At 64.8% G+C, this 17,360-nt stretch carries 19 protein-coding genes; 12 read left to right on the top strand and 7 right to left on the bottom strand.

Annotation, left to right across the window (positions count from 1 at the left end):
• Nucleotides 1–31: 31 nt before the first annotated feature.
• Nucleotides 32–625, bottom strand: coding sequence for a transglycosylase SLT domain-containing protein (locus tag RBB16_RS15510; protein ID WP_306047025.1), 594 nt, complete (start codon nucleotides 623–625; stop codon nucleotides 32–34).
• 338 nt (nucleotides 626–963) lie between these two features.
• On the opposite strand from RBB16_RS15510, the gene gatB reads away from it, so the two are divergent.
• Nucleotides 964–2,478: an Asp-tRNA(Asn)/Glu-tRNA(Gln) amidotransferase subunit GatB gene (gatB, locus tag RBB16_RS15505; RefSeq protein WP_306047024.1), complete on the top strand. Its 1,515-nt coding sequence runs from the start codon at nucleotides 964–966 to the stop codon at nucleotides 2,476–2,478.
• Nucleotides 2,479–2,530: 52 nt separating this feature from the next.
• Here the strand turns inward: gatB and RBB16_RS15500 are convergent, their stop codons facing one another.
• Nucleotides 2,531–2,917 carry a DUF4087 domain-containing protein gene (locus RBB16_RS15500; RefSeq protein ID WP_306047023.1) on the bottom strand — a complete coding sequence of 129 codons (387 nt, stop codon included), beginning with the start codon at nucleotides 2,915–2,917 and terminating at the stop codon, nucleotides 2,531–2,533.
• A 243-nt stretch (nucleotides 2,918–3,160) separates the two neighbouring features.
• On the opposite strand from RBB16_RS15500, the gene RBB16_RS15495 reads away from it, so the two are divergent.
• The gene (locus RBB16_RS15495) at nucleotides 3,161–3,571 is read left to right on the top strand and encodes a DUF4177 domain-containing protein (protein ID WP_306047022.1); all 411 of its coding nucleotides are present in this window, start codon (nucleotides 3,161–3,163) and stop codon (nucleotides 3,569–3,571) included.
• A gap of 2 nt (nucleotides 3,572–3,573) precedes the next feature.
• Here the strand turns inward: RBB16_RS15495 and RBB16_RS15490 are convergent, their stop codons facing one another.
• Nucleotides 3,574–3,831 carry a BolA family protein gene (locus RBB16_RS15490; protein ID WP_306047021.1) on the bottom strand — a complete coding sequence of 86 codons (258 nt, stop codon included), beginning with the start codon at nucleotides 3,829–3,831 and terminating at the stop codon, nucleotides 3,574–3,576.
• A gap of 75 nt (nucleotides 3,832–3,906) precedes the next feature.
• Between RBB16_RS15490 and RBB16_RS15485 the strand changes: the two genes are divergently transcribed.
• Nucleotides 3,907–4,533, top strand: a complete 627-nt coding sequence (locus RBB16_RS15485; protein ID WP_071690288.1) for a DnaJ domain-containing protein — start codon at nucleotides 3,907–3,909, stop codon at nucleotides 4,531–4,533.
• Between the two features lie 72 nt (nucleotides 4,534–4,605).
• Here RBB16_RS15485 and cobS read toward each other — a convergent pair whose 3' ends face one another.
• Entirely contained in the window at nucleotides 4,606–5,577 is a 972-nt protein-coding gene (gene cobS / locus RBB16_RS15480) for a cobaltochelatase subunit CobS (RefSeq protein ID WP_306047020.1), read from the bottom strand.
• Between the two features lie 144 nt (nucleotides 5,578–5,721).
• Between cobS and RBB16_RS15475 the strand changes: the two genes are divergently transcribed.
• The 3 genes from RBB16_RS15475 to RBB16_RS15465 all read left to right on the top strand — a co-directional run bounded on the left by RBB16_RS15475 (nucleotide 5,722) and on the right by RBB16_RS15465 (nucleotide 7,654).
• Nucleotides 5,722–6,264: a sigma-70 family RNA polymerase sigma factor gene (locus RBB16_RS15475; protein WP_071690286.1), complete on the top strand. Its 543-nt coding sequence runs from the start codon at nucleotides 5,722–5,724 to the stop codon at nucleotides 6,262–6,264.
• Complete coding sequence (locus RBB16_RS15470) at nucleotides 6,261–6,959, top strand: anti-sigma factor domain-containing protein (protein WP_306047019.1); 699 nt, start codon at nucleotides 6,261–6,263, stop codon at nucleotides 6,957–6,959. Before RBB16_RS15475 ends, RBB16_RS15470 begins: the two co-directional genes overlap by 4 nt.
• A gap of 125 nt (nucleotides 6,960–7,084) precedes the next feature.
• Nucleotides 7,085–7,654 carry a fasciclin domain-containing protein gene (locus RBB16_RS15465; protein ID WP_306047018.1) on the top strand — a complete coding sequence of 190 codons (570 nt, stop codon included), beginning with the start codon at nucleotides 7,085–7,087 and terminating at the stop codon, nucleotides 7,652–7,654.
• 214 nt (nucleotides 7,655–7,868) lie between these two features.
• Here the strand turns inward: RBB16_RS15465 and RBB16_RS15460 are convergent, their stop codons facing one another.
• Complete coding sequence (locus tag RBB16_RS15460; protein ID WP_306047052.1) at nucleotides 7,869–9,071, bottom strand: NAD(P)/FAD-dependent oxidoreductase; 1,203 nt, start codon at nucleotides 9,069–9,071, stop codon at nucleotides 7,869–7,871.
• A 115-nt stretch (nucleotides 9,072–9,186) separates the two neighbouring features.
• Between RBB16_RS15460 and RBB16_RS15455 the strand changes: the two genes are divergently transcribed.
• From RBB16_RS15455 to RBB16_RS15430, 6 genes are all read left to right on the top strand, one after another.
• Nucleotides 9,187–9,615 (top strand): hypothetical protein, encoded by a 429-nt coding sequence (locus RBB16_RS15455; protein WP_306047017.1) that lies wholly within the window; start codon nucleotides 9,187–9,189, stop codon nucleotides 9,613–9,615.
• 83 nt (nucleotides 9,616–9,698) lie between these two features.
• The gene (locus RBB16_RS15450) at nucleotides 9,699–10,349 is read left to right on the top strand and encodes a hypothetical protein (RefSeq protein ID WP_306047016.1); all 651 of its coding nucleotides are present in this window, start codon (nucleotides 9,699–9,701) and stop codon (nucleotides 10,347–10,349) included.
• Nucleotides 10,350–10,420: 71 nt separating this feature from the next.
• Nucleotides 10,421–10,624: a hypothetical protein gene (locus tag RBB16_RS15445; protein ID WP_306047015.1), complete on the top strand. Its 204-nt coding sequence runs from the start codon at nucleotides 10,421–10,423 to the stop codon at nucleotides 10,622–10,624.
• A 44-nt stretch (nucleotides 10,625–10,668) separates the two neighbouring features.
• On the top strand, nucleotides 10,669–12,543 hold the full coding sequence (gene cobT, locus RBB16_RS15440) for a cobaltochelatase subunit CobT (RefSeq protein WP_306047014.1): 1,875 nt from the start codon (nucleotides 10,669–10,671) through the stop codon (nucleotides 12,541–12,543).
• Between the two features lie 196 nt (nucleotides 12,544–12,739).
• Nucleotides 12,740–14,557: an aminopeptidase P family protein gene (locus RBB16_RS15435; protein WP_306047013.1), complete on the top strand. Its 1,818-nt coding sequence runs from the start codon at nucleotides 12,740–12,742 to the stop codon at nucleotides 14,555–14,557.
• 73 nt (nucleotides 14,558–14,630) lie between these two features.
• Entirely contained in the window at nucleotides 14,631–14,972 is a 342-nt protein-coding gene (locus tag RBB16_RS15430; protein ID WP_306047012.1) for a DUF427 domain-containing protein, read from the top strand.
• A gap of 3 nt (nucleotides 14,973–14,975) precedes the next feature.
• Here RBB16_RS15430 and RBB16_RS15425 read toward each other — a convergent pair whose 3' ends face one another.
• On the bottom strand, nucleotides 14,976–16,040 hold the full coding sequence (locus RBB16_RS15425; RefSeq protein WP_306047011.1) for a hypothetical protein: 1,065 nt from the start codon (nucleotides 16,038–16,040) through the stop codon (nucleotides 14,976–14,978).
• A gap of 63 nt (nucleotides 16,041–16,103) precedes the next feature.
• Nucleotides 16,104–17,360, bottom strand: a 1,257-nt coding sequence (locus RBB16_RS15420) for a chloride channel protein (RefSeq protein ID WP_306047010.1), incomplete at its 5' end; no start/stop codon positions are given.

Raw genomic sequence — 17,360 nt, 5'->3', positions numbered from 1 at the left:
GCGCCCCGGCCCACCCCCGGCAGACACGCGCCTAGCCCTGGCAATAGCTCTGCCGATGCAGCCAGTCGCGCATCTCGGCCCGCACATGATCCTGCCGCATCGGCCCCCAATCGGCGGCCACACCGCGCGTTCCCTGGCTCACCACCCCGTCACGCGGCACCGTCACGGCCATGATGCGAAGCGCACAGCGCAGATTCGCCGCGCCATCGGTCAACGCCGCGCCCGACCCTGCCTCGCAGCCCCGATAGCGCGCCGTGGCGGGAGAGATCTGCATCAGCCCGAACCAGCGCCCGCCGCCGCCGATGGCATCGGGTTCCCAGGTGCTCTCATAGCGCGCCAGGGCCGAGACGAACCCCACCCAGAAGGCCGCGCGATCGGCCTCGCCCGCCTCTGTGTAGCCCGGGCACCAGCCCTCCACATCCGACGGTGTAACCGAGGTCAGCGCCGCCGCGTCCCCCTCCAGCATGTCAAGCGAAGCACGCGTCCACATCTCCGCCTCTGGCCGATGATCCCAGCGCGTGACGGGCAAGCGGTCAGGCTCCGGGCCGGACATGGCACAAGCCGACAGAAGAACAAGGGCAGCAAACCCGAGCGTACAGAAAGACAGCCGCATGGCCAGACTCATCCAAAGCTTCAGACCGCCCGTCTCTGCGCCTCCTCAGCACCAAAGCAAAGCCCCCGAACCATCCCCGCCCGAATCCGGCAAAGCCCCGCCGATCCTGCCTTTCATCTTGGCCCAAATACCTCCGCCGGAGGCGTTCCGCCCACTCCGCCCAGGCCACCGCCGGAACCGGATCACCGCCCTCCCCAATCTCCCGTGGCAACGCGGCCCGACGAGGCCTCCCGCGTTAGCGGGGGGTTGAGGAGGGCCGCTCGCGGGTCGACGCCGGCAGGCGGCGAAACGGCCTTGCTCCCCTCTTCCCCCTGCCCTAGAACCCAATGCGTTGAAACGGAGACCGCCCCATGCTCGACCTGACCTATGAAACCCCGAAACCCAAGACCATCGCCGGCGCGAAACAGGATTGGGAACTCGTCATCGGGATGGAGGTGCATGCCCAGGTCTCCTCGAACGCCAAGCTCTTTTCCGGTGCCTCCACCCGCTTCGGGGCGGAACCCAATTCGAACGTCGCCTTCGTGGATGCGGGCATGCCCGGCATGCTGCCGGTGATCAATGAATATTGCGTCGCACAGGCGGTGCGCACCGGGCTGGGGCTCAAGGCCGAAATCCACCTGACCTCGGCCTTCGACCGCAAGAACTACTTCTATCCCGACCTGCCGCAGGGCTACCAGATTTCGCAGCTCTACCACCCCATTGTGGGCGAGGGCGAAGTGCTGGTCGAAATGGGCGACGGCACAGCACGGCTGGTGCGCATCGAACGTATTCACCTGGAACAGGATGCGGGCAAATCCATTCACGACATGGACCCGGCCATGTCCTTCGTCGATCTCAACCGCACCGGCGTCGCGTTGATGGAGATCGTCTCCCGCCCCGACATCAGAGGCCCCGAAGAGGCCGCCGCCTATGTCACCAAGCTGCGCCAGATCCTGCGCTATCTCGGCACCTGCGACGGCAATATGCAGAACGGCAACCTGCGCGCCGATGTGAATGTCTCGATCTGCACGCCGGGGGCGTATGAGAAATACCGCGAAACCGGCGATTTCTCCCATCTCGGCACGCGCTGCGAGATCAAGAACATGAACTCCATGCGCTTCATCCAGGCCGCCATCGAGTATGAGGCCCGCCGCCAGATCAAAATCGTCGAGGGCGGTGGCGAAGTCACCCAGGAAACCCGGCTCTACGACCCCGACAAGAACGAAACCCGCTCCATGCGGTCGAAGGAAGAGGCGCATGATTACCGCTACTTCCCCGACCCCGACCTCCTGCCGCTGGAAATCGAACAGGCCTGGGTCGACGACATCGCGGCCAGCCTGCCGGAACTGCCCGACCAGAAAAAGGCCCGCTTCATCGCCGATTTCGGCCTCTCGGATTACGACGCCTCGGTGCTCACCGCCGACACCGCCGACGCTGCCTATTTCGAGGCCGTGGCAGGCGCGGCGGGCGACGGCAAGCTCGCCGCCAACTGGGTCATCAACGAGCTTTTCGGGCGCCTCAAGAAGGACGATCTCGACATCACCGCCTCGCCCGTCAGCCCCGCGCAGCTCGCGGGCATCATCCGGCTCATCAAGTCCGACGCCATCTCCGGCAAGATCGCCAAGGATCTCTTTGAAATCGTCTTCACCGAAGGCGGCGATCCCGAACAGATCGTGGAAGAGCGCGGCATGAAACAGGTCACCGACACCGGCGCCATCGAGGCCGCGGTGGACGAGATCATCGCCGCCAATCCGGCGCAGGTCGCCAAGGCCAAGGAAAACCCCAAGCTTGCGGGCTGGTTCGTCGGTCAGGTCATGAAAGCCACCGGCGGCAAGGCCAACCCCAAGGCGGTCAACGAGTTGGTGGCGAAGAAGCTGGCTGAATAAGCCCGACCGTCACATCCTGCGCAGGGTGGGCAATTTGCCCACCTTCCGCGCCCTATTCCCCTTCCCACATCGGCACCAGATCCCGCTCCTCCAGCGCCGGATCACCATTGCACGCCGCCAGCGGCCGATGCCAATACCGCCGCACGTCCAGAACCTCCTGACTACCCACCGGACCGAAATCCCCCTCCACGCAGGCGCAGCCATAACCATAGCCCGCCGGGTGCATCTGCACCCATTCCTGCGGGCTGCCCTCGGATGCCCAGGCCTCATCGAACCCCGGCACCCCGCCACGCCCCTGCGCCGACAGCGTCCAGCCCCCATCGGCATCTTCGAGAAAGACATTCGCGGGTGTCGGGTTGGTGAACCAGCCGCAACGGGTTTCGGCGGCGGCGGGCACGGCAACAAGGGCGAGGCTTACGGCAAGCGCATACTGTTTCATGAGGTCAGAATGCCCGCGCAGCCGGACGGGATCAACCGGGCTCGTCCTCTGCCGATCTGCACCCTTAATCAGTTTCTTGTCCGGTCCTGTGCGCCCGTTTGTATGCACGGGGGGTGTACAGGGGGTGTACGCCCGGTGTACGGGTGGCGCCGGGCGATTTCGCCCCGGCCAAAGCCCCTTTTACAGCCGGGGGTTTAGCCGTTAATCTTTTGTCCGAAATGCCTTCAGGGGTCAGGGTCCAGCATGACCAGATTTGAGTACAAGGTGGTTCCGGCCCCCAACCGGGGCCTCAAGGCCAAGGGCGTGAAACGCGCCGAAGACCGCTTCGCGCTGGCACTGTCAACGGTGATGAACGAGCTTGGGGCAGAAGGCTGGGACTATGTCCGCGCCGATATTCTGCCCACCGAGGAACGCTCCGGCCTCGCGTCCAAACAGACCGTTTACCACAACATGCTGGTCTTCCGCCGGGTGCTGGAAGAGGCCAGAGAAGATCCCGCTTCCCCGGCCCTCGAAGAGGCTGAAGAGCCGCTGGCCCTTGCCGCGCCCGAGCAGGACACCGCGGACCCGGAGCATGTGGACACGCAAGAAACAGCCCTGTCCGACGACGAAACCGACAACGAAGAACAGCCCCGGCGCGAGGCGGCGGCCGAATAGGGTCAGACCCGGATGACCAGCGCCAAGGCGTGGATTTCATTCAGCAAATCCTTGCCAAGCGCGTTGTGAATCGCGCGATGGCGGGCAATCCGGGACAGCGGCTGTAGCGCATCCGCACCGATCACCACGCGAAAATGGCTCTCGCCGCCGTCCTGATATCCCGCATGTCCGCGATGGCTCTCGCTCTCGTCGATCACCTCCAGATGGCGCGGCGCAAAGGCACGTGCCAGCCGGTCGCGGATTTTCTCCGATCGCGTCATTTTTCTGGTCTCTCCCCCTTCAATCCCCTGCGAAAAACCTTAGACTGCCTGTTCCGAGTCGAGAAGGTGTGTCCAATGGCCGACAAAGATCCATTCAATTTCGATCTGCGCGTCTCCACCGACAAGAAGAAACGCAGGGGCGGACGGCGTGGCATGTCCGGTGCGTTCGAGACATCTCAGCGCGTCTGCCAGCATGACGGCTGCGAAGAACCGGGCCAATACCGCGCGCCGAAATCGCCCGACGTGCTGGATGATTACCTGTGGTTCTGCAAGGATCACGTGCGCGAATACAACCTGAAATGGAACTTCTTCGAAGGCACGACCGAGGCCGAAATGGAAGCCCAGATGGAACGCGACCGGGTCTGGGACCGGCCCACGAAAAGCTTCAAGAAATCGGTGGAGGAACGCGCCTGGTCGCGGCTTGGTGTCGATGATCCGCACCAGGTTCTGGGCGGCAACGCCACCCGCAATCCCGGCAAATCCATTACCGGCAGCCGCCGTCTGCCCCCCACCGAACGCCGCGCCATCGAAATCCTGGAGGCCAAGGATCACTGGACCAAGGCCGAGGTGCGCAAGTCCTACAAGGCGCTGATCAAGGTGCTGCACCCCGATATGAACGGCGGCGACCGCAGCCAGGAAGAACAGCTGCAAGAGGTGGTCTGGGCCTGGGACCAGATCAAGGAAAGCCGCAACTTCAAGTAAGCGGCGCTCAGCCTTCAGATACAAAAAGGGCGGCCACCGGGGCCGCCTTTTTCATGTCATGTCAGGGGCTTGTCAGCCGAGGCTCATGCTGGCCGCACTCTCCGGCAGTTCCTCGTCAAAGCAGCGCTGGTAGAATTCCGCCACGGTCTGGCGCTCCAGCTCATCGCATTTGTTGAGGAAGCTCAGGCGGAAGGCGTAACCGACCGAGCGGAAGATCTCGGCGTTCTGGGCCCAGTTGATCACGGTCCGGGGGCTCATCACGGTGGACAGCTCACCATTCATGAAAGCGGTCCGGGTCAGGTCCGCGACCGTCACCATCTGGCTGATGGTCTGACGCCCGGCGGCGGTGTTGTAATGGGGGCTTTTAGACAGGACGATCGCCGTTTCCGCGTCGTGGCTCAGGTAGTTCAGCGTCGCCACGAGGCTCCAGCGGTCCATCTGCGCCTGGTTGATCTGCTGCGTGCCGTGGTAGAGGCCGGTCGTGTCGCCCAGACCCACGGTGTTGGCGGTGGCGAACAGGCGGAAATAGGGGTTCGGCGTGATGATCTCGTTCTGGTCCAGCAGCGTCAGCTTGCCGTCATGTTCCAGAACCCGCTGGATCACGAACATCACATCGGCGCGGCCCGCATCATATTCGTCGAAGACGATGGCCACGGGATTGCGCAGCGCCCAGGGCAGGATGCCCTCGTGAAACTCGGTCACCTGCTTGCCGTCGCGCAGTTTGATCGCGTCCTTGCCGATCAGGTCGATCCGGCTGATATGGCTGTCGAGGTTCACGCGGACGGCGGGCCAGTTCAGGCGGGCGGCGACCTGTTCGATATGGGTGGATTTCCCGGTGCCGTGATAGCCCTGGATCATCACGCGGCGGTTGTGGCTGAAACCTGCGAGAATCGCCAGCGTCGTGTCGGGGTCGAACTTGTAGGTGGGGTCGATTTCCGGCACGCGGTCGCCGCGTTCCTCGAATCCCTTGACCTTCATGTCACTGTCGATGCCGAACACATCGCGGACAGAGATTTCTTCGGTGGGTTTGACAATCTTGTCCATCGCTCTTGTGCCTTCTCGCTGTATCTTCGGCTCCGCCGCTTGGTGTTGCACGATATTCCGGGGGGCTGCAAGGCCCCAGACCCCGTGCCGCGGCGGCGCGATTTTTTCATTGCTGCTTCAGGGAAACGCGCTAACTGAAAAAGGATGAGCGCGCAGACCGATCTGGAAGACCTGCTGGCCCGCATTGTCCTCAGGGACAGGGCGGCCTTCCGCGCGCTTTTTTCCGCGACCTCCGCGAAACTTTTTGGCATCTGCCTGCGTGTCTTGAACGACCGGGCCGAGGCCGAGGATGCCTTGCAAGAGGTGTTCATCAAGATCTGGAACCGCGCAGACCGCTACAAGGTCACGGGTCACAGCCCGATGACCTGGCTGATCACCATTGCGCGCAACCATGCCATCGACCGGCTGCGCGCCCGGAAAGGCGGCGGGGATACGGCAGAGCCCGATCTGGTCGTGGCCGATCCCGCCCCCGGCCCCGAGGCGCAGGCCATTGCGGCCGGAGAGGCGCGGCGCATCGCCGATTGCCTGGGAGAACTGGACCAATCCCGCGCGGCGGCGGTGCGGGGCGCCTATCTGGAGGGCGAAACCTATGCCGATCTGGCGGCGCGCTTTGACGTGCCGCTGAACACCATGCGAACCTGGCTGCGCCGCAGCCTGCTAACCCTGAAGGATTGTCTCAGCCGATGAGCGACCGGCCAACCATATCCCCTGACGACAGCGGCAAGGCGGCGGAATACGTCCTTGGACTGCTGCCGGATGCGGAAGCGCGCGAGATGCGGGCCCGGCTGGCGTCGGAGCCCGCGTTGCGCGCCGAAGTCCTTGCGTGGGAACGGCGTTTCGCAACCATGGCCGAGCAGGAAGTCGCGCCGGTGACACCGCCCGCATCGGTCGAGGCACGTCTGGTGACCCATCTCTTCCGCGATGACGCCCGCTCGCGCTGGCAATGGTCGGGGCTTTGGCGCGGGGCCGCGGCCTTGGCCATGGCGGGATTGGTCGCGGTGGCGGTGCTGGTCTTTACCGGCGGTCCGGGCAGCCGTGACGAGCCGGACTTCACCGCGATCATCGCCGCCGAGGACGGCAGTCTGCAACTGGCCGCGGCGCTCGATCTCGACAGCGGACAGCTTCGCGTCAGCCGCCAATCCGGTTCCGTGGCCGATGGCCGCGCGCAGGAGCTTTGGCTGATCGCGGGCGACGCGGCCCCGGTCTCGCTTGGCCTGCTGTCGGCAGAGGCCGAAACGCAAGTCGCCGTGCCGGAACCCCTGCGCGCTCTGTTTGCCGGGGCTGTGCTGGCCGTATCGGATGAACCGCCCGGCGGATCGCCGACCGGCGCGCCCACGGGGGACGTCCTGGCCATTGGCGTGATCGAGGAAATTCAGGCTTGATTTCAGGGCCTTGAGCCCTCTTTCAGCTTTTTTTGGCCACGCTGTGAAACTTAATGACCCGCTGTCTCGTGGTTTCTGATGAGCGTCCCGGAACGGACGTGTCCAACATCAGAGGAGACCACCACATGACCCCCAAGACCCTGACCGCCGCCCTCCTGGCCCTCGGCCTGACCTCGGGCGCCGCACTCGCCGAATCCCATGCGTCCACCGGCAATCCGATGGTCGGCGGCGCGGCGATGTTCCCCACGATGAATATCGTGGAAAACGCGGTGAATTCCGCCGATCACACCACCCTCGTGGCTGCTGTGCAGCATGCGGGCCTTGTCGATACGCTGGCAGGCGACGGCCCCTTCACCGTCTTCGCCCCGACCAATGACGCCTTCGCAGCCCTGCCCGCCGGATCGGTCGAAGCGCTGCTGGAGCCCCAGAACATGGGACGTCTGCGCGAAATCCTGACCTGCCACGTGGTCGCGACCAATGCCCTGTCCGATGCCATCATGGGCATGATCGCCGATGACAGCGGCGCGCATGACGTGCAGACCGTGGGCGGCTGCGTTCTGACCGCGCGGATGCAGGACGGCATGATCACCCTGACCGACCAGCAAAACCGCACCGCAACGGTGACCGTGGCCGATGTGGTGCAGTCGAACGGAGTGATCCACGTGATCGACACGGTGCTGTTGCCCGGCGCCTGACAGGTCACGTCCCGTCCCGGCCAGCCCCCATCCATGGCCGGGACGGTCCTCTACCGACGGATGCAACGCGCGGTTCCTGTCAGATCTGTCCCCGGCAGGAAAACCGGTCCCGCTTCCGACCGCGTCGTGAAAAGCCCCTGTCCCTTGGGGCATCGCATCCCCGGACGGGGCGGCCTGTCCGAGCGGGGTCGCCCGCAAGCGCCCGGTCGTTGGCTCAGCCAATGGTCGGGCGCGTTGCTATGGCACGCCCCGCCGCCACAGCCGACGACCAGGCCCACTGGAAGTTGTAGCCGCCAAGCCAGCCGGTCACGTCCACCACTTCGCCAATCAGGAAGAGCCCCGATTGCAGACGCGATTCCATGGTTTTCGAGGACATCCCGTCGGTGGCGACCCCGCCAAGCGTCACCTCCGCCGTGCGGTAGCCTTCGGAAGAGGTGGGCGTCAGGTGCCAGTTTTCCAGCCGGTCCACCAGCGCCCGCAACGCCTTGTCAGATTGGTCCGCCAGATTGCCCGCCAGTCCCCAGCTTTCCGCCAGAAACTGACACAGGGCGCGCGGCAGATAATCCGCCAGAACCGTGGTCAGCGCCTTGGCTCCGTCGGTCTGACGGCGCGCCCGCAAGGCATCATAAAGATCGGTGCCGGGACACAGCCGCAGCGACAGGCTGTCCCCTTCCCGCCAATAGGACGAGATCTGCAGGATCGCCGGGCCGGAGAGGCCCCTGTGGGTGAACAGCATCGCCTCTTCAAAGCTGCCGCCATTGCAGCCTGCCACCACCGGCACGGCGCTACCCGCAAGGGGGCGAAAGGCGGCCTTCTGATCCTCGTTGAAGGTCAGGGGCACAAGGCCGGGCCGCGTCTCGGTCAGGCTATGCCCGAACTGCTGCGCAATGCGGTAACCAATCCCGGTCGCCCCCATCTTGGGGATCGACTTGCCCCCCGTCGCCACCACCAGGTTCTGGGCGGTGACGGTCACCGCGCGGCCTTCCCGCGTCAGGTCCACATGGAACCGGCTGCCATCATGGGTGATCTCGCCGATCTCGGTGCGCAACCACAGATCGGCGGGCTGCATTTCCGCCAGCAGCATGGTGATGATCTCTTTCGCGGAACCATCGCAAAACAGCTGCCCGAGCGTCTTTTCATGCCAGGCGATGCCGTGCTTGTTCACCAGATCGAGGAAATCCCACTGCGTATACCGGCTGAGCGCAGATTTCGCGAAATGAGGGTTCTGCGAGAGGAAGTTCTCTGACCCCGCATAGATATTGGTAAAATTGCAGCGCCCGCCGCCCGAGATACGGATTTTTTCGCCCGGCGCCTTGGCATGATCCACCACCAGCGTATCCGGCCCGGCATGGGCGGCACACATGAGGCCCGCGGCCCCGGCGCCAAGGATCAAGGTGGAGACATGCTGCGCGGTCATGGCGCCCTTCTGCGGGTCTCTCGCCGCGAAGGCAAGCGTCATCACGGCTTGGGGGTGGCGGCGGGCAGGCTTTGCCGTCATGATCCCCCAAATGTCCAAACCCCGGAGATGCCCGTTGACCATCCGCGCCCTGACCCTGCTGGCCCTGCTGATGCCCCTGCCAGCCCTCGCCCAGGAAGAGATGCAGCCCCTGCGCGTCGAGGTCGGAGACGGCGCGCCCATGTCCTATATCGGCACCCGCTGCGCGGCCTTCTATGCGTCGTCTGCGGCCTATCTGGGCGACCAGATCAGCGAGGACATGCAGGATCAGGTCAACAATATCGTGGCGCTACTGATGATGACGGCCGCGGACGCGATGGAACAGGAAGGGCTGGAGCCTGATGCTGCCCGCGATGCGGTTGTCAGCGAGGTGGAAGCGCTCTCGGACGCCTATCGCCAGCGGTTCGACGCCAATGCCGAGGCGGGCCGCAACGCCTTTTCCGACGATCCGGTCTACCTGGCCGATAACGAGGATTGCACGGCGGTCATGACCGGCGAGGATTGAGGCGCGCGGGAACGGGCTGACAAACCGGGGGCCGCGTCGCTATGCTGCCCTCGTTTTCAGCACCAAGACCCAAGGATATTCCCATGCGTTTTCTCGCCCTCTTCGCGGCCTTGCTCGCATCGCCTGCCACGGCCCAGGATCTGAGCCTGACAGAAACCGACACCCTGCCCCGTCTCATCGACAGCCTGTGCGTCGATATCCACCCTTTGAATGGCTGCGAACAGGTGATCCTGCTGACCAGTCGCGACGATGAGAGCAGCGCCGATCTGGTGATCCTGTCGGACCGGCGGTTGCAGGACGATCCCGGCGCGCCGCTGCTGGTTCTGCGCGATGCCGCCTATAACGGGTCCATGTGGGGCATGTCGCCCTCGCTGGAGGAGGGCGAGGGGCGCACCGTTCTGCTCCGTTCCGAACAGTCCGGCATCGGGCGCCATCCCTGGTTCCAGACCCTGCGCATCGGCTGGCAAGAGGACGCGTTTCGGGTGCAGGGCTTCGGCTATTCCAGCTATGACCGGTTCACATCCGGCGGCTATAGCTGCTCGCTGGATTATGACAGCGGGGACTGGAGGGCCGAGGCCACCTGGGTCGATCCCGAAAGCGAGGCGGAACAATCGGTGGCGCAAAGGGGCACACTGGACAGCCCCGCCCCGCTGCTCAGCGATCATGGGGCTTTCGCCGCCCTGCCAGCGCCCTGCCAGACGGTTCAGACGCTGTTCTTCGACAACCTGCCGTGAAGAAGACCATTGCGGACATTCTCATCCTCACTCTGCTGACTGGCTGCCGTGAAGATGCCCGGATCGCAGACATGGAAGCTCTCGCTGAGCGCGCCTGCGCCTGTGAGACCGAGACCTGCGCAGCGGAGCTTGCCCCGCGCATCCTCAACATCCGCGGGTTGGAGCAGGAGGATCACGCAACTCTGCCTGCCGACCTGATCGCCCGCTACGACCGTGCATGGGCGAGGGCGACATCCTGTTTGACCGCGCTGTCTCCAACCCTGCGGAATCCCTGAAATCCCCCCTTTTCGCGGGCGCGGTGCGGGTGCATAACAGGGACATGAAAAAGCCCTCGGACAACCCCGCCGATCCTTTCAAGAAGGCCCTCGCCGAAACCACCCGCGTGATGGCCGACGACCCCGAGCTTGGGGTCACCTATTCCGTCGATCCGCCGGGGCAGACGGGCGACTCTGTGCGCCTGCCGCAGATCAGCCGCCGCATGACGCGGGACGAGGTTCTGCTGGCGCGTGGCACGGCGGACGCCTTCGCGTTGAAGCACAAGTTTCATGACACCGGCACCGCCGCCCGTTACGCCCCACAAGGCCAGATGGCGCGCGACCTGATGGACGCGATGGAAACCGCCCGCTGCGAAGCCATGGGCGCGCGGCATATGCCGGGGACCGCAGGCAATATCGACGCCAAGATCGGCAACGAGGCCCGCCGCAAGGGCTATGGCGAGATCCGAGAGGCCGCCGACGCGCCGCTGGCCGTGGCCGCCGGTTACCTGATCCGCCATCTCGCCACGGGCCGCGAGCTGCCGCCAGAGGCCGCCAATGTCATGGAGCTGTGGCGCGGCTTCATCGAGGATCGCTGCGCCGATACGCTCGATAATCTTGACGAGGTGCTGTCCGACCAGACCGCCTTTGCCAAGCTCTCCCGCCAGCTCATTGAGGATCTGGGATATGGCGACCAGTTGGGCGAAGACCCCGACGAGATGGACGAGGATAACGAGGAAGAGGCGGAAGCCGACGACGACGAGAACCCCGATTCCACCGGCGAATCCGACGAGGATCAGGACGATCAGGCCGATGCCTCGCCCGAGCAGAGCCAGGAAGAACAGCAGGATGCCAGCCAGGCCTCGGTCGAGATGGACGACCAGGGCGACATGGAAGAGGCCGAGGAAACCGAGCTGCCCGAGGGCGAGGCCCCGCTGGAACCGCCGCCTCCTGCCCCCCATTCCGAGGCCGACCCGGATTACACGGTCTACACGACCGAACATGACGAAGAGATCATGGCCGAGGAACTGGCCGAACCGCAGGAACTGGAACGCCTGCGCGCCTATCTCGACCAGCAGCTGGAGCCGCTGAAAGGCGCTGTGTCGCGGCTGGCCAACAAGCTGCAACGCCGCCTTCAGGCACAGCAGAACCGGTCATGGGAGTTTGACAAGGAAGAGGGTGTGCTGGACGCAGGCCGTCTGGCGCGCGTGGTGGCGAACCCGACGACGCCGCTCAGCTTCAAGGTCGAAAAGGACATGGATTTCCGCGACACGGTGGTGACGCTGCTTCTGGACAATTCCGGCTCCATGCGCGGGCGGCCGATTTCCATTGCCGCGATCTGCGCGGATGTTCTGGCCCGCACGCTGGAACGCTGTTCCGTGAAGGTGGAGATTCTGGGCTTTACCACCCGCGCCTGGAAAGGCGGGCGGTCGCGCGAGGAATGGCTGGCAGAGGGCCGCAAGCAACAGCCCGGACGCCTCAATGACCTGCGCCACATCATCTATAAACAGGCCGACGCGCCGATGCGCCGGACGCGGGACAATCTGGGCCTGATGATGAAAGAGGGCTTGCTGAAAGAGAATATCGACGGAGAGGCGCTGGAATGGGCGCATCGCCGGATGCTGGCACGGCGCGAACAGCGCAAGATCCTGATGGTGATCTCGGACGGGGCCCCGGTCGATGATTCCACCCTGTCTGTGAACCCGTCGAACTACCTGGAAAAACACCTGCGCGACGTGATCGCCATGGTCGAGAAACGCAAGGCGGTGGAACTGCTGGCCATCGGCATCGGCCATGACGTGACCCGGTATTATGACCGCGCGGTGACCATCACCGATGCGGAGCAGCTGGCGGGCGCGATGACGGAACAGCTGGCCTCGCTCTTCGACAGCGACCCCCGCGCGCGGGCGCGGTTCCTTGGATTGAAGAAGGTAAGCTGAGCACGCCCATGCGACCGGCAGAGCCTGTGGACGGGACAGGAGCGAGGGGCCAGCCCCTCGCGCTCCCCGAGGTATTTTGGCCAAGATGAAAGACAATTTTAGTAAAGTTGCACGGGAATGCCTTTGGTGAGGTGATGGGCCTGAGGAGCTACGGCAGCAATGGACAAATCCCGCGCCCCGGTGCAGGCTCCGCGCCATGACCGATACCAGCCCCACCCGTTTCCAGAGCTTTTCTTCCGCGACCCGCCCCGAACAGGGGCCGCCCCGGCTGGCAGCGCTGCGAACCGAATTGGCGACGCAGGGCCTGTCGGGCTTTCTGGTGCCGCGCGCCGATGCCCATCAGGGCGAATATGTGGCCGCGCGGGACGAGAGACTGGCCTGGCTGACCGGGTTCACCGGGTCGGCGGGGTTCTGCGCGGTTCTGCCTGACAGGGCGGGCGTCTTCGTCGATGGCCGCTACCGGGTGCAGGTCAAGGAGCAGGTGGCGCTGTCCGATTTCACCCCGGTCAACTGGCCCGACACCGCGCTGGAGCACTGGCTGAAGGATCATCTGCCCAAGGGCGGCACCATCGGCTTCGATCCCTGGCTGCATACCAGCCAGGAGATTGACCGGCTGGAGGCCGCCCTGACGCCTGCCCAAATCTCGCTGCGGCCCATTGCGAACCCGGTGGACGCGATCTGGCCCGACCAGCCGGTCCGCCCCAATGCGCCTGCAATCGGGTTTCCTGTTGAGATTGCGGGGAAAAAATCCGGTGAGAAACGGGGGGACATCGCGGATGCCCTCGCCAAGGCGGGACAGGCCGCCGCCGTTCTGACCCTGCCCGATTCCATCTGCTGGCTGCTCAACATCCGCGGCGGCGACCTGCCGCATCTGCCCGTGGTCCAGGCCTTTGCCATCATCGACAGTCGCGGCCACGTGACCCTGTTCAGCGACCCGGCCAAGTTCGAGGCGCTCGGCCCCGATCCGAACATCACGCTGAAACACTGGGATGCGTTCGAGGCGGCGCTTGCCACGCTTTCTGGCCCCGTTCGCGTCGATCCCGCTACCGCGCCCCACAAGCTGCGCATGGTGCTGGACGCGGCAGGGGTGGAGATCGCCACCGGACAAGATCCCTGCATCCTGCCAAAAGCGCGCAAGACGGCCGCCGAGATCAAGGCCACCACCACCGCCCATATCCGCGACGGGGTGGCCTTTGCCCGTTTCCTGCACTGGTTCGACACGGAGGCCCCGAAGGGGGAGCTGACCGAGATCGACTGCGCCCGCAGGCTGGAGGCGTTTCGGGCGGATACCGGGGTGCTGAAGGACATCTCCTTCGACACGATCTCCGCCGCCGGTCCCCATGCCGCCCTGCCCCATTACCGGGTGTCCGAGGCGTCGAATGCGCAGGTCACCCCGGGGCAGATCTATCTGGTCGACAGCGGCGCACAGTACGAGGACGGGACCACCGACATCACCCGCACCATCGCCGTGGGGGCGCCAGGTGAAGACGAGCGTAGCGCCTTCACCCAGGTGCTGCGCGGGATGATCGCCGTCAGCCGCGCGCGCTTTCCCAAGGGGATCGCCGGGCGTGATCTCGACTCGCTCGCACGGATGCCGCTGTGGCAGGCAGGCCGGGATTTCGACCACGGCACCGGGCATGGCGTCGGCGTCTATCTGTCGGTCCATGAAGGCCCGCAGCGGATTTCCCGTGTCTCCACCCTGCCCTTGCAGCCGGGCATGATCCTGTCCAATGAGCCGGGCTACTACCGCGAAGGTGCCTTCGGCATTCGCATCGAAAACCTGATCGTGGTGCGCGAGGCCCCGGCCCTGCCCGGCGGCGACCCGCGCGGCATGCTGGAATTCGACACCATAACCTGGGCGCCCATTGACCGGCGTCTGATTGACGCAGATGCGATGAACAGGGACGAAATCGCGTGGATTGACGCCTATCATGCGCGAACCGCCGAAAAACTTCGATCGCACCTGCCAGCCGATACGGCAGACTGGCTGGATCGGGCCACGGCACCGCTGTGACATCATCCTGTTACAGGCAAGCGGCAGATCATGCCGGGATAAACGCGTTTACGGACGAGGGAGAGGGACAAAGATGACAAGCCATATCAAGATTCGCAAAGCGGCGGGCACCTGGGTTGTGCGCGCCGGGGGGGCCGTTCTGGGGGAATCCAAGAACGCGCTGGAACTGACCGAGGGCGACTATCCGCCCGTCATCTACTTCCCCCGTGAAGATATCGGCATGGCATTCCTCGACGCCTCGGAACAGACCAGTCATTGCCCGTTCAAGGGAGATGCGGCCTATTTCTCGATCGTGACCAAGTCGAACGTGATCAAGAACGCGGCCTGGAGCTACGAGGCCCCGACCGAAGAGGCCGCCGAGATCGCGGGCTACCTGGCCTTCTACCCGAACCTCGTGGCCATCGAGAAAGTCTGAGCGCTAGTCCGTCAACCAGGCAAGATCGCGCATCAACAGCACCTGATTGAACCTGTGAAAGGCACTGTTTCTCCAAAACGGGCTGTCGCGGTCACGGGGACCATGGACAGAGATTGCGGCAACTGCCGTACCGTCGATCTCCAATGCCGTTGCCTGCATGGCGTTGCCGAACATCTCTGCCATCGTGCGGCGCGTGACGCTGCTCGGCAGGCTTTCCCAGTTTGCCCGCGCAGCATCGGCATAGCGCTCAGCCTCGGCCAGAGTATTGGTGACAAACGCGAAAATCGCCCCCTCCTGCGCCCCATGGATCAGGTCAGCGACCATGAGGGGACCGCCCGTGTCGGACCAGCCCAGGTTGAGATAGAGCCGCAGCGCAACCACCTCTCCGGGCGCGTCCAACCCGGTGTCGAGCACCGAAACAAGAGCCCGCGTGTCAGACTGCTGCCCGACCGAGCCCTCTGGCGTGGCAATGGCCTGCGCCATCGTTGGCCAGGTCGCGGTCTGAACCAACCGATCCCCGTCGAGCCATAGCCGTGACGACAGGCCCAACCCATAGCCGAAGAAATCGTCCCGGCGGCTCAGGTCTGTCTCCATGTCCACGCCACGCCAGAACACGGTCTGGCCCTGGAACGGCTGCTCCTGATAGCCGAAACCCGCCGCGCTGAGCGCCGGGCCCACGCCGGCCCCCTGTCCCTCGGGCAAGTCCAGAAGGACGGTGCGGCGCTGCCCTTGCATCATCATCGCGAACTGCTCGACCTGGAAGAGGTCGATCCCATGCGTCTGCCCGAGGCTGTCATTGTCCAGCACAATGCGCTGCGCAAGTGACACGGGCGCCGCCCGCAATATCGGCGCCAGCATCGGGTCGTCATCCATCTGCCCAAGCGCCGCCGCCATCATCGCAGCGGCGCGAACCGGGACGGGATTGCCGTAGTCAACCTCGATACTCCCGTCACCGGGCGGCAGGGGCAGACGGTCCAGAAGCGCAAGGATCGGCGCGGAACGGTCTTGCGCGGTGGCGCTCGTGACGCAGGCAATGGTGAGGAAGGCAATGAGAAGGGCACGGATCATGGCGGGCCTCCAGTAATGATCTTCTTGAAAGGCCCCGAAACCTATCATGTATGAATGCCGTCGTCAGCTATGCTCCTCTGCCGCTGTCGCCGCCAGCGCCCGGTTATACGCCTTCAACGCATCGACCTGATAAAGCGCGCCCTCCAGCGCCGGCGGGGCGTCGCCGGGGGCCAGCGTCACCACCGGGATGATGTCCAGCCCGGTGCGTTCAAAGACCGGCATGGCCCGTTCCAGCGTCGCATTCATCTCCAGGTAGATGCCCTGGTCCACCAGCGTCAGCAACGCCTCGCTCTCGCCGGTCCGGTCGTGATCCAGCGGGCGCATCACCTTTGCCACTCGGAACATGCCAAGCAGATAGGCCTGCGGCCCGGCGGCGAGGTGGATATTGCGCCGCTCCAACTGTGTGAGGAAGAAGGACCGGTCCACCATCCGGCTGGCCACGGCGGTCGACAGTGACACCGAGACCATCACAGCAAGCCCCGTTTGCCAGTCGCCCGTCAGCTCGAAAACGATAAGCGTGGTGGAAATCGGCGCCCCCAGAACAGCCGCCGCAACAGCCCCCATTCCGGCCAGCGCATAAAGCGTCTCGGACCCCGACACATCGGGAAAGATGCCCGTGGCGATCATGCCGAAGGCCAGCCCGGTCAGCGCCCCGATCATCAGCGAGGGCGAGAACACCCCGCCGCCCATACGGCCCCCGATGGTGATGCCAACGGCAATGACCTTGAGAATGGCGAAGACAATGGCCTCATGCAGCAGCAATTCGCCGGTCAGCGCCGCCGAGGTCGTCTCATACCCGACCCCGATGATATGCGGGAAAGCAATGGCCAACGCCCCCAGAAACGCCCCCGCAATCGCCGGACGCAGCCAGCGCGGCAGCCCGGTGCGCCGCTGGATGCCGTTGCCAAGGTCCTCCGCCCAGAACACCCCGCGCATGAAAACCGCGGCGATGACCCCCGCCAGCAGGCCAAGCAGCATGAAAGCCGGCAGCTCCACGTAAAACTCCAATGCGCTGTCGGTGCCCAGGTGAAATTCTGTCATGTCACCGAATTCCAGCCGGTTGATGACCGTGCCCGCAACCGAGGCAATCACGATCGGGGCGAAGGCATGCACCGCGAAATGGCGCAGCACCACCTCCAGTGCGAACAGCGCGCCCGCAATCGGCGCGTTGAAACTGGCCGACACCGCCGCCGCCACCGCGCAGCCCAACAGGTCGCGCCCGGTGATCCCGTCGGCCTTGATCCAGTCCGAGACCCGCGACGACACCACGCCCGCCAGATGCACCACCGGCCCTTCCCGCCCGGTGGACCCGCCCGAGGA

Origin of the sequence: Nioella sp. MMSF_3534, assembly GCF_030732985.1 — a bacterium.
GTDB lineage: Bacteria > Pseudomonadota > Alphaproteobacteria > Rhodobacterales > Rhodobacteraceae > Nioella.
The sequence above is the reverse complement of the archived record's forward strand: the minus strand, read 5'-3'. Positions and strand labels throughout refer to the sequence as shown.

What these genes read in the sequence shown, in the direction of transcription:
- RBB16_RS15500 (WP_306047023.1), bottom strand. Translation starts at nt 2,917, where the DNA reads ATGAAACAGTATGCGCTTGCCGTAAGCCTCGCCCTTGTTGCCGTGCCC.
- cobS (WP_306047020.1), bottom strand. Translation starts at nt 5,577, where the DNA reads ATGGACAAGATTGTCAAACCCACCGAAGAAATCTCTGTCCGCGATGTG.
- RBB16_RS15460 (WP_306047052.1), bottom strand. Translation starts at nt 9,071, where the DNA reads ATGACCGCGCAGCATGTCTCCACCTTGATCCTTGGCGCCGGGGCCGCG.
- RBB16_RS15425 (WP_306047011.1), bottom strand. Translation starts at nt 16,040, where the DNA reads ATGATCCGTGCCCTTCTCATTGCCTTCCTCACCATTGCCTGCGTCACG.
- RBB16_RS15475 (WP_071690286.1), top strand. Translation starts at nt 5,722, where the DNA reads ATGAGCGCGCAGACCGATCTGGAAGACCTGCTGGCCCGCATTGTCCTC.
- RBB16_RS15495 (WP_306047022.1), top strand. Translation starts at nt 3,161, where the DNA reads ATGACCAGATTTGAGTACAAGGTGGTTCCGGCCCCCAACCGGGGCCTC.
- cobT (WP_306047014.1), top strand. Translation starts at nt 10,669, where the DNA reads ATGAAAAAGCCCTCGGACAACCCCGCCGATCCTTTCAAGAAGGCCCTC.
- RBB16_RS15510 (WP_306047025.1), bottom strand. Translation starts at nt 625, where the DNA reads ATGAGTCTGGCCATGCGGCTGTCTTTCTGTACGCTCGGGTTTGCTGCC.
- RBB16_RS15430 (WP_306047012.1), top strand. Translation starts at nt 14,631, where the DNA reads ATGACAAGCCATATCAAGATTCGCAAAGCGGCGGGCACCTGGGTTGTG.
- RBB16_RS15470 (WP_306047019.1), top strand. Translation starts at nt 6,261, where the DNA reads ATGAGCGACCGGCCAACCATATCCCCTGACGACAGCGGCAAGGCGGCG.
- gatB (WP_306047024.1), top strand. Translation starts at nt 964, where the DNA reads ATGCTCGACCTGACCTATGAAACCCCGAAACCCAAGACCATCGCCGGC.
- RBB16_RS15465 (WP_306047018.1), top strand. Translation starts at nt 7,085, where the DNA reads ATGACCCCCAAGACCCTGACCGCCGCCCTCCTGGCCCTCGGCCTGACC.
- RBB16_RS15435 (WP_306047013.1), top strand. Translation starts at nt 12,740, where the DNA reads ATGACCGATACCAGCCCCACCCGTTTCCAGAGCTTTTCTTCCGCGACC.
- RBB16_RS15490 (WP_306047021.1), bottom strand. Translation starts at nt 3,831, where the DNA reads ATGACGCGATCGGAGAAAATCCGCGACCGGCTGGCACGTGCCTTTGCG.
- RBB16_RS15445 (WP_306047015.1), top strand. Translation starts at nt 10,421, where the DNA reads ATGGAAGCTCTCGCTGAGCGCGCCTGCGCCTGTGAGACCGAGACCTGC.
- RBB16_RS15450 (WP_306047016.1), top strand. Translation starts at nt 9,699, where the DNA reads ATGCGTTTTCTCGCCCTCTTCGCGGCCTTGCTCGCATCGCCTGCCACG.
- RBB16_RS15485 (WP_071690288.1), top strand. Translation starts at nt 3,907, where the DNA reads ATGGCCGACAAAGATCCATTCAATTTCGATCTGCGCGTCTCCACCGAC.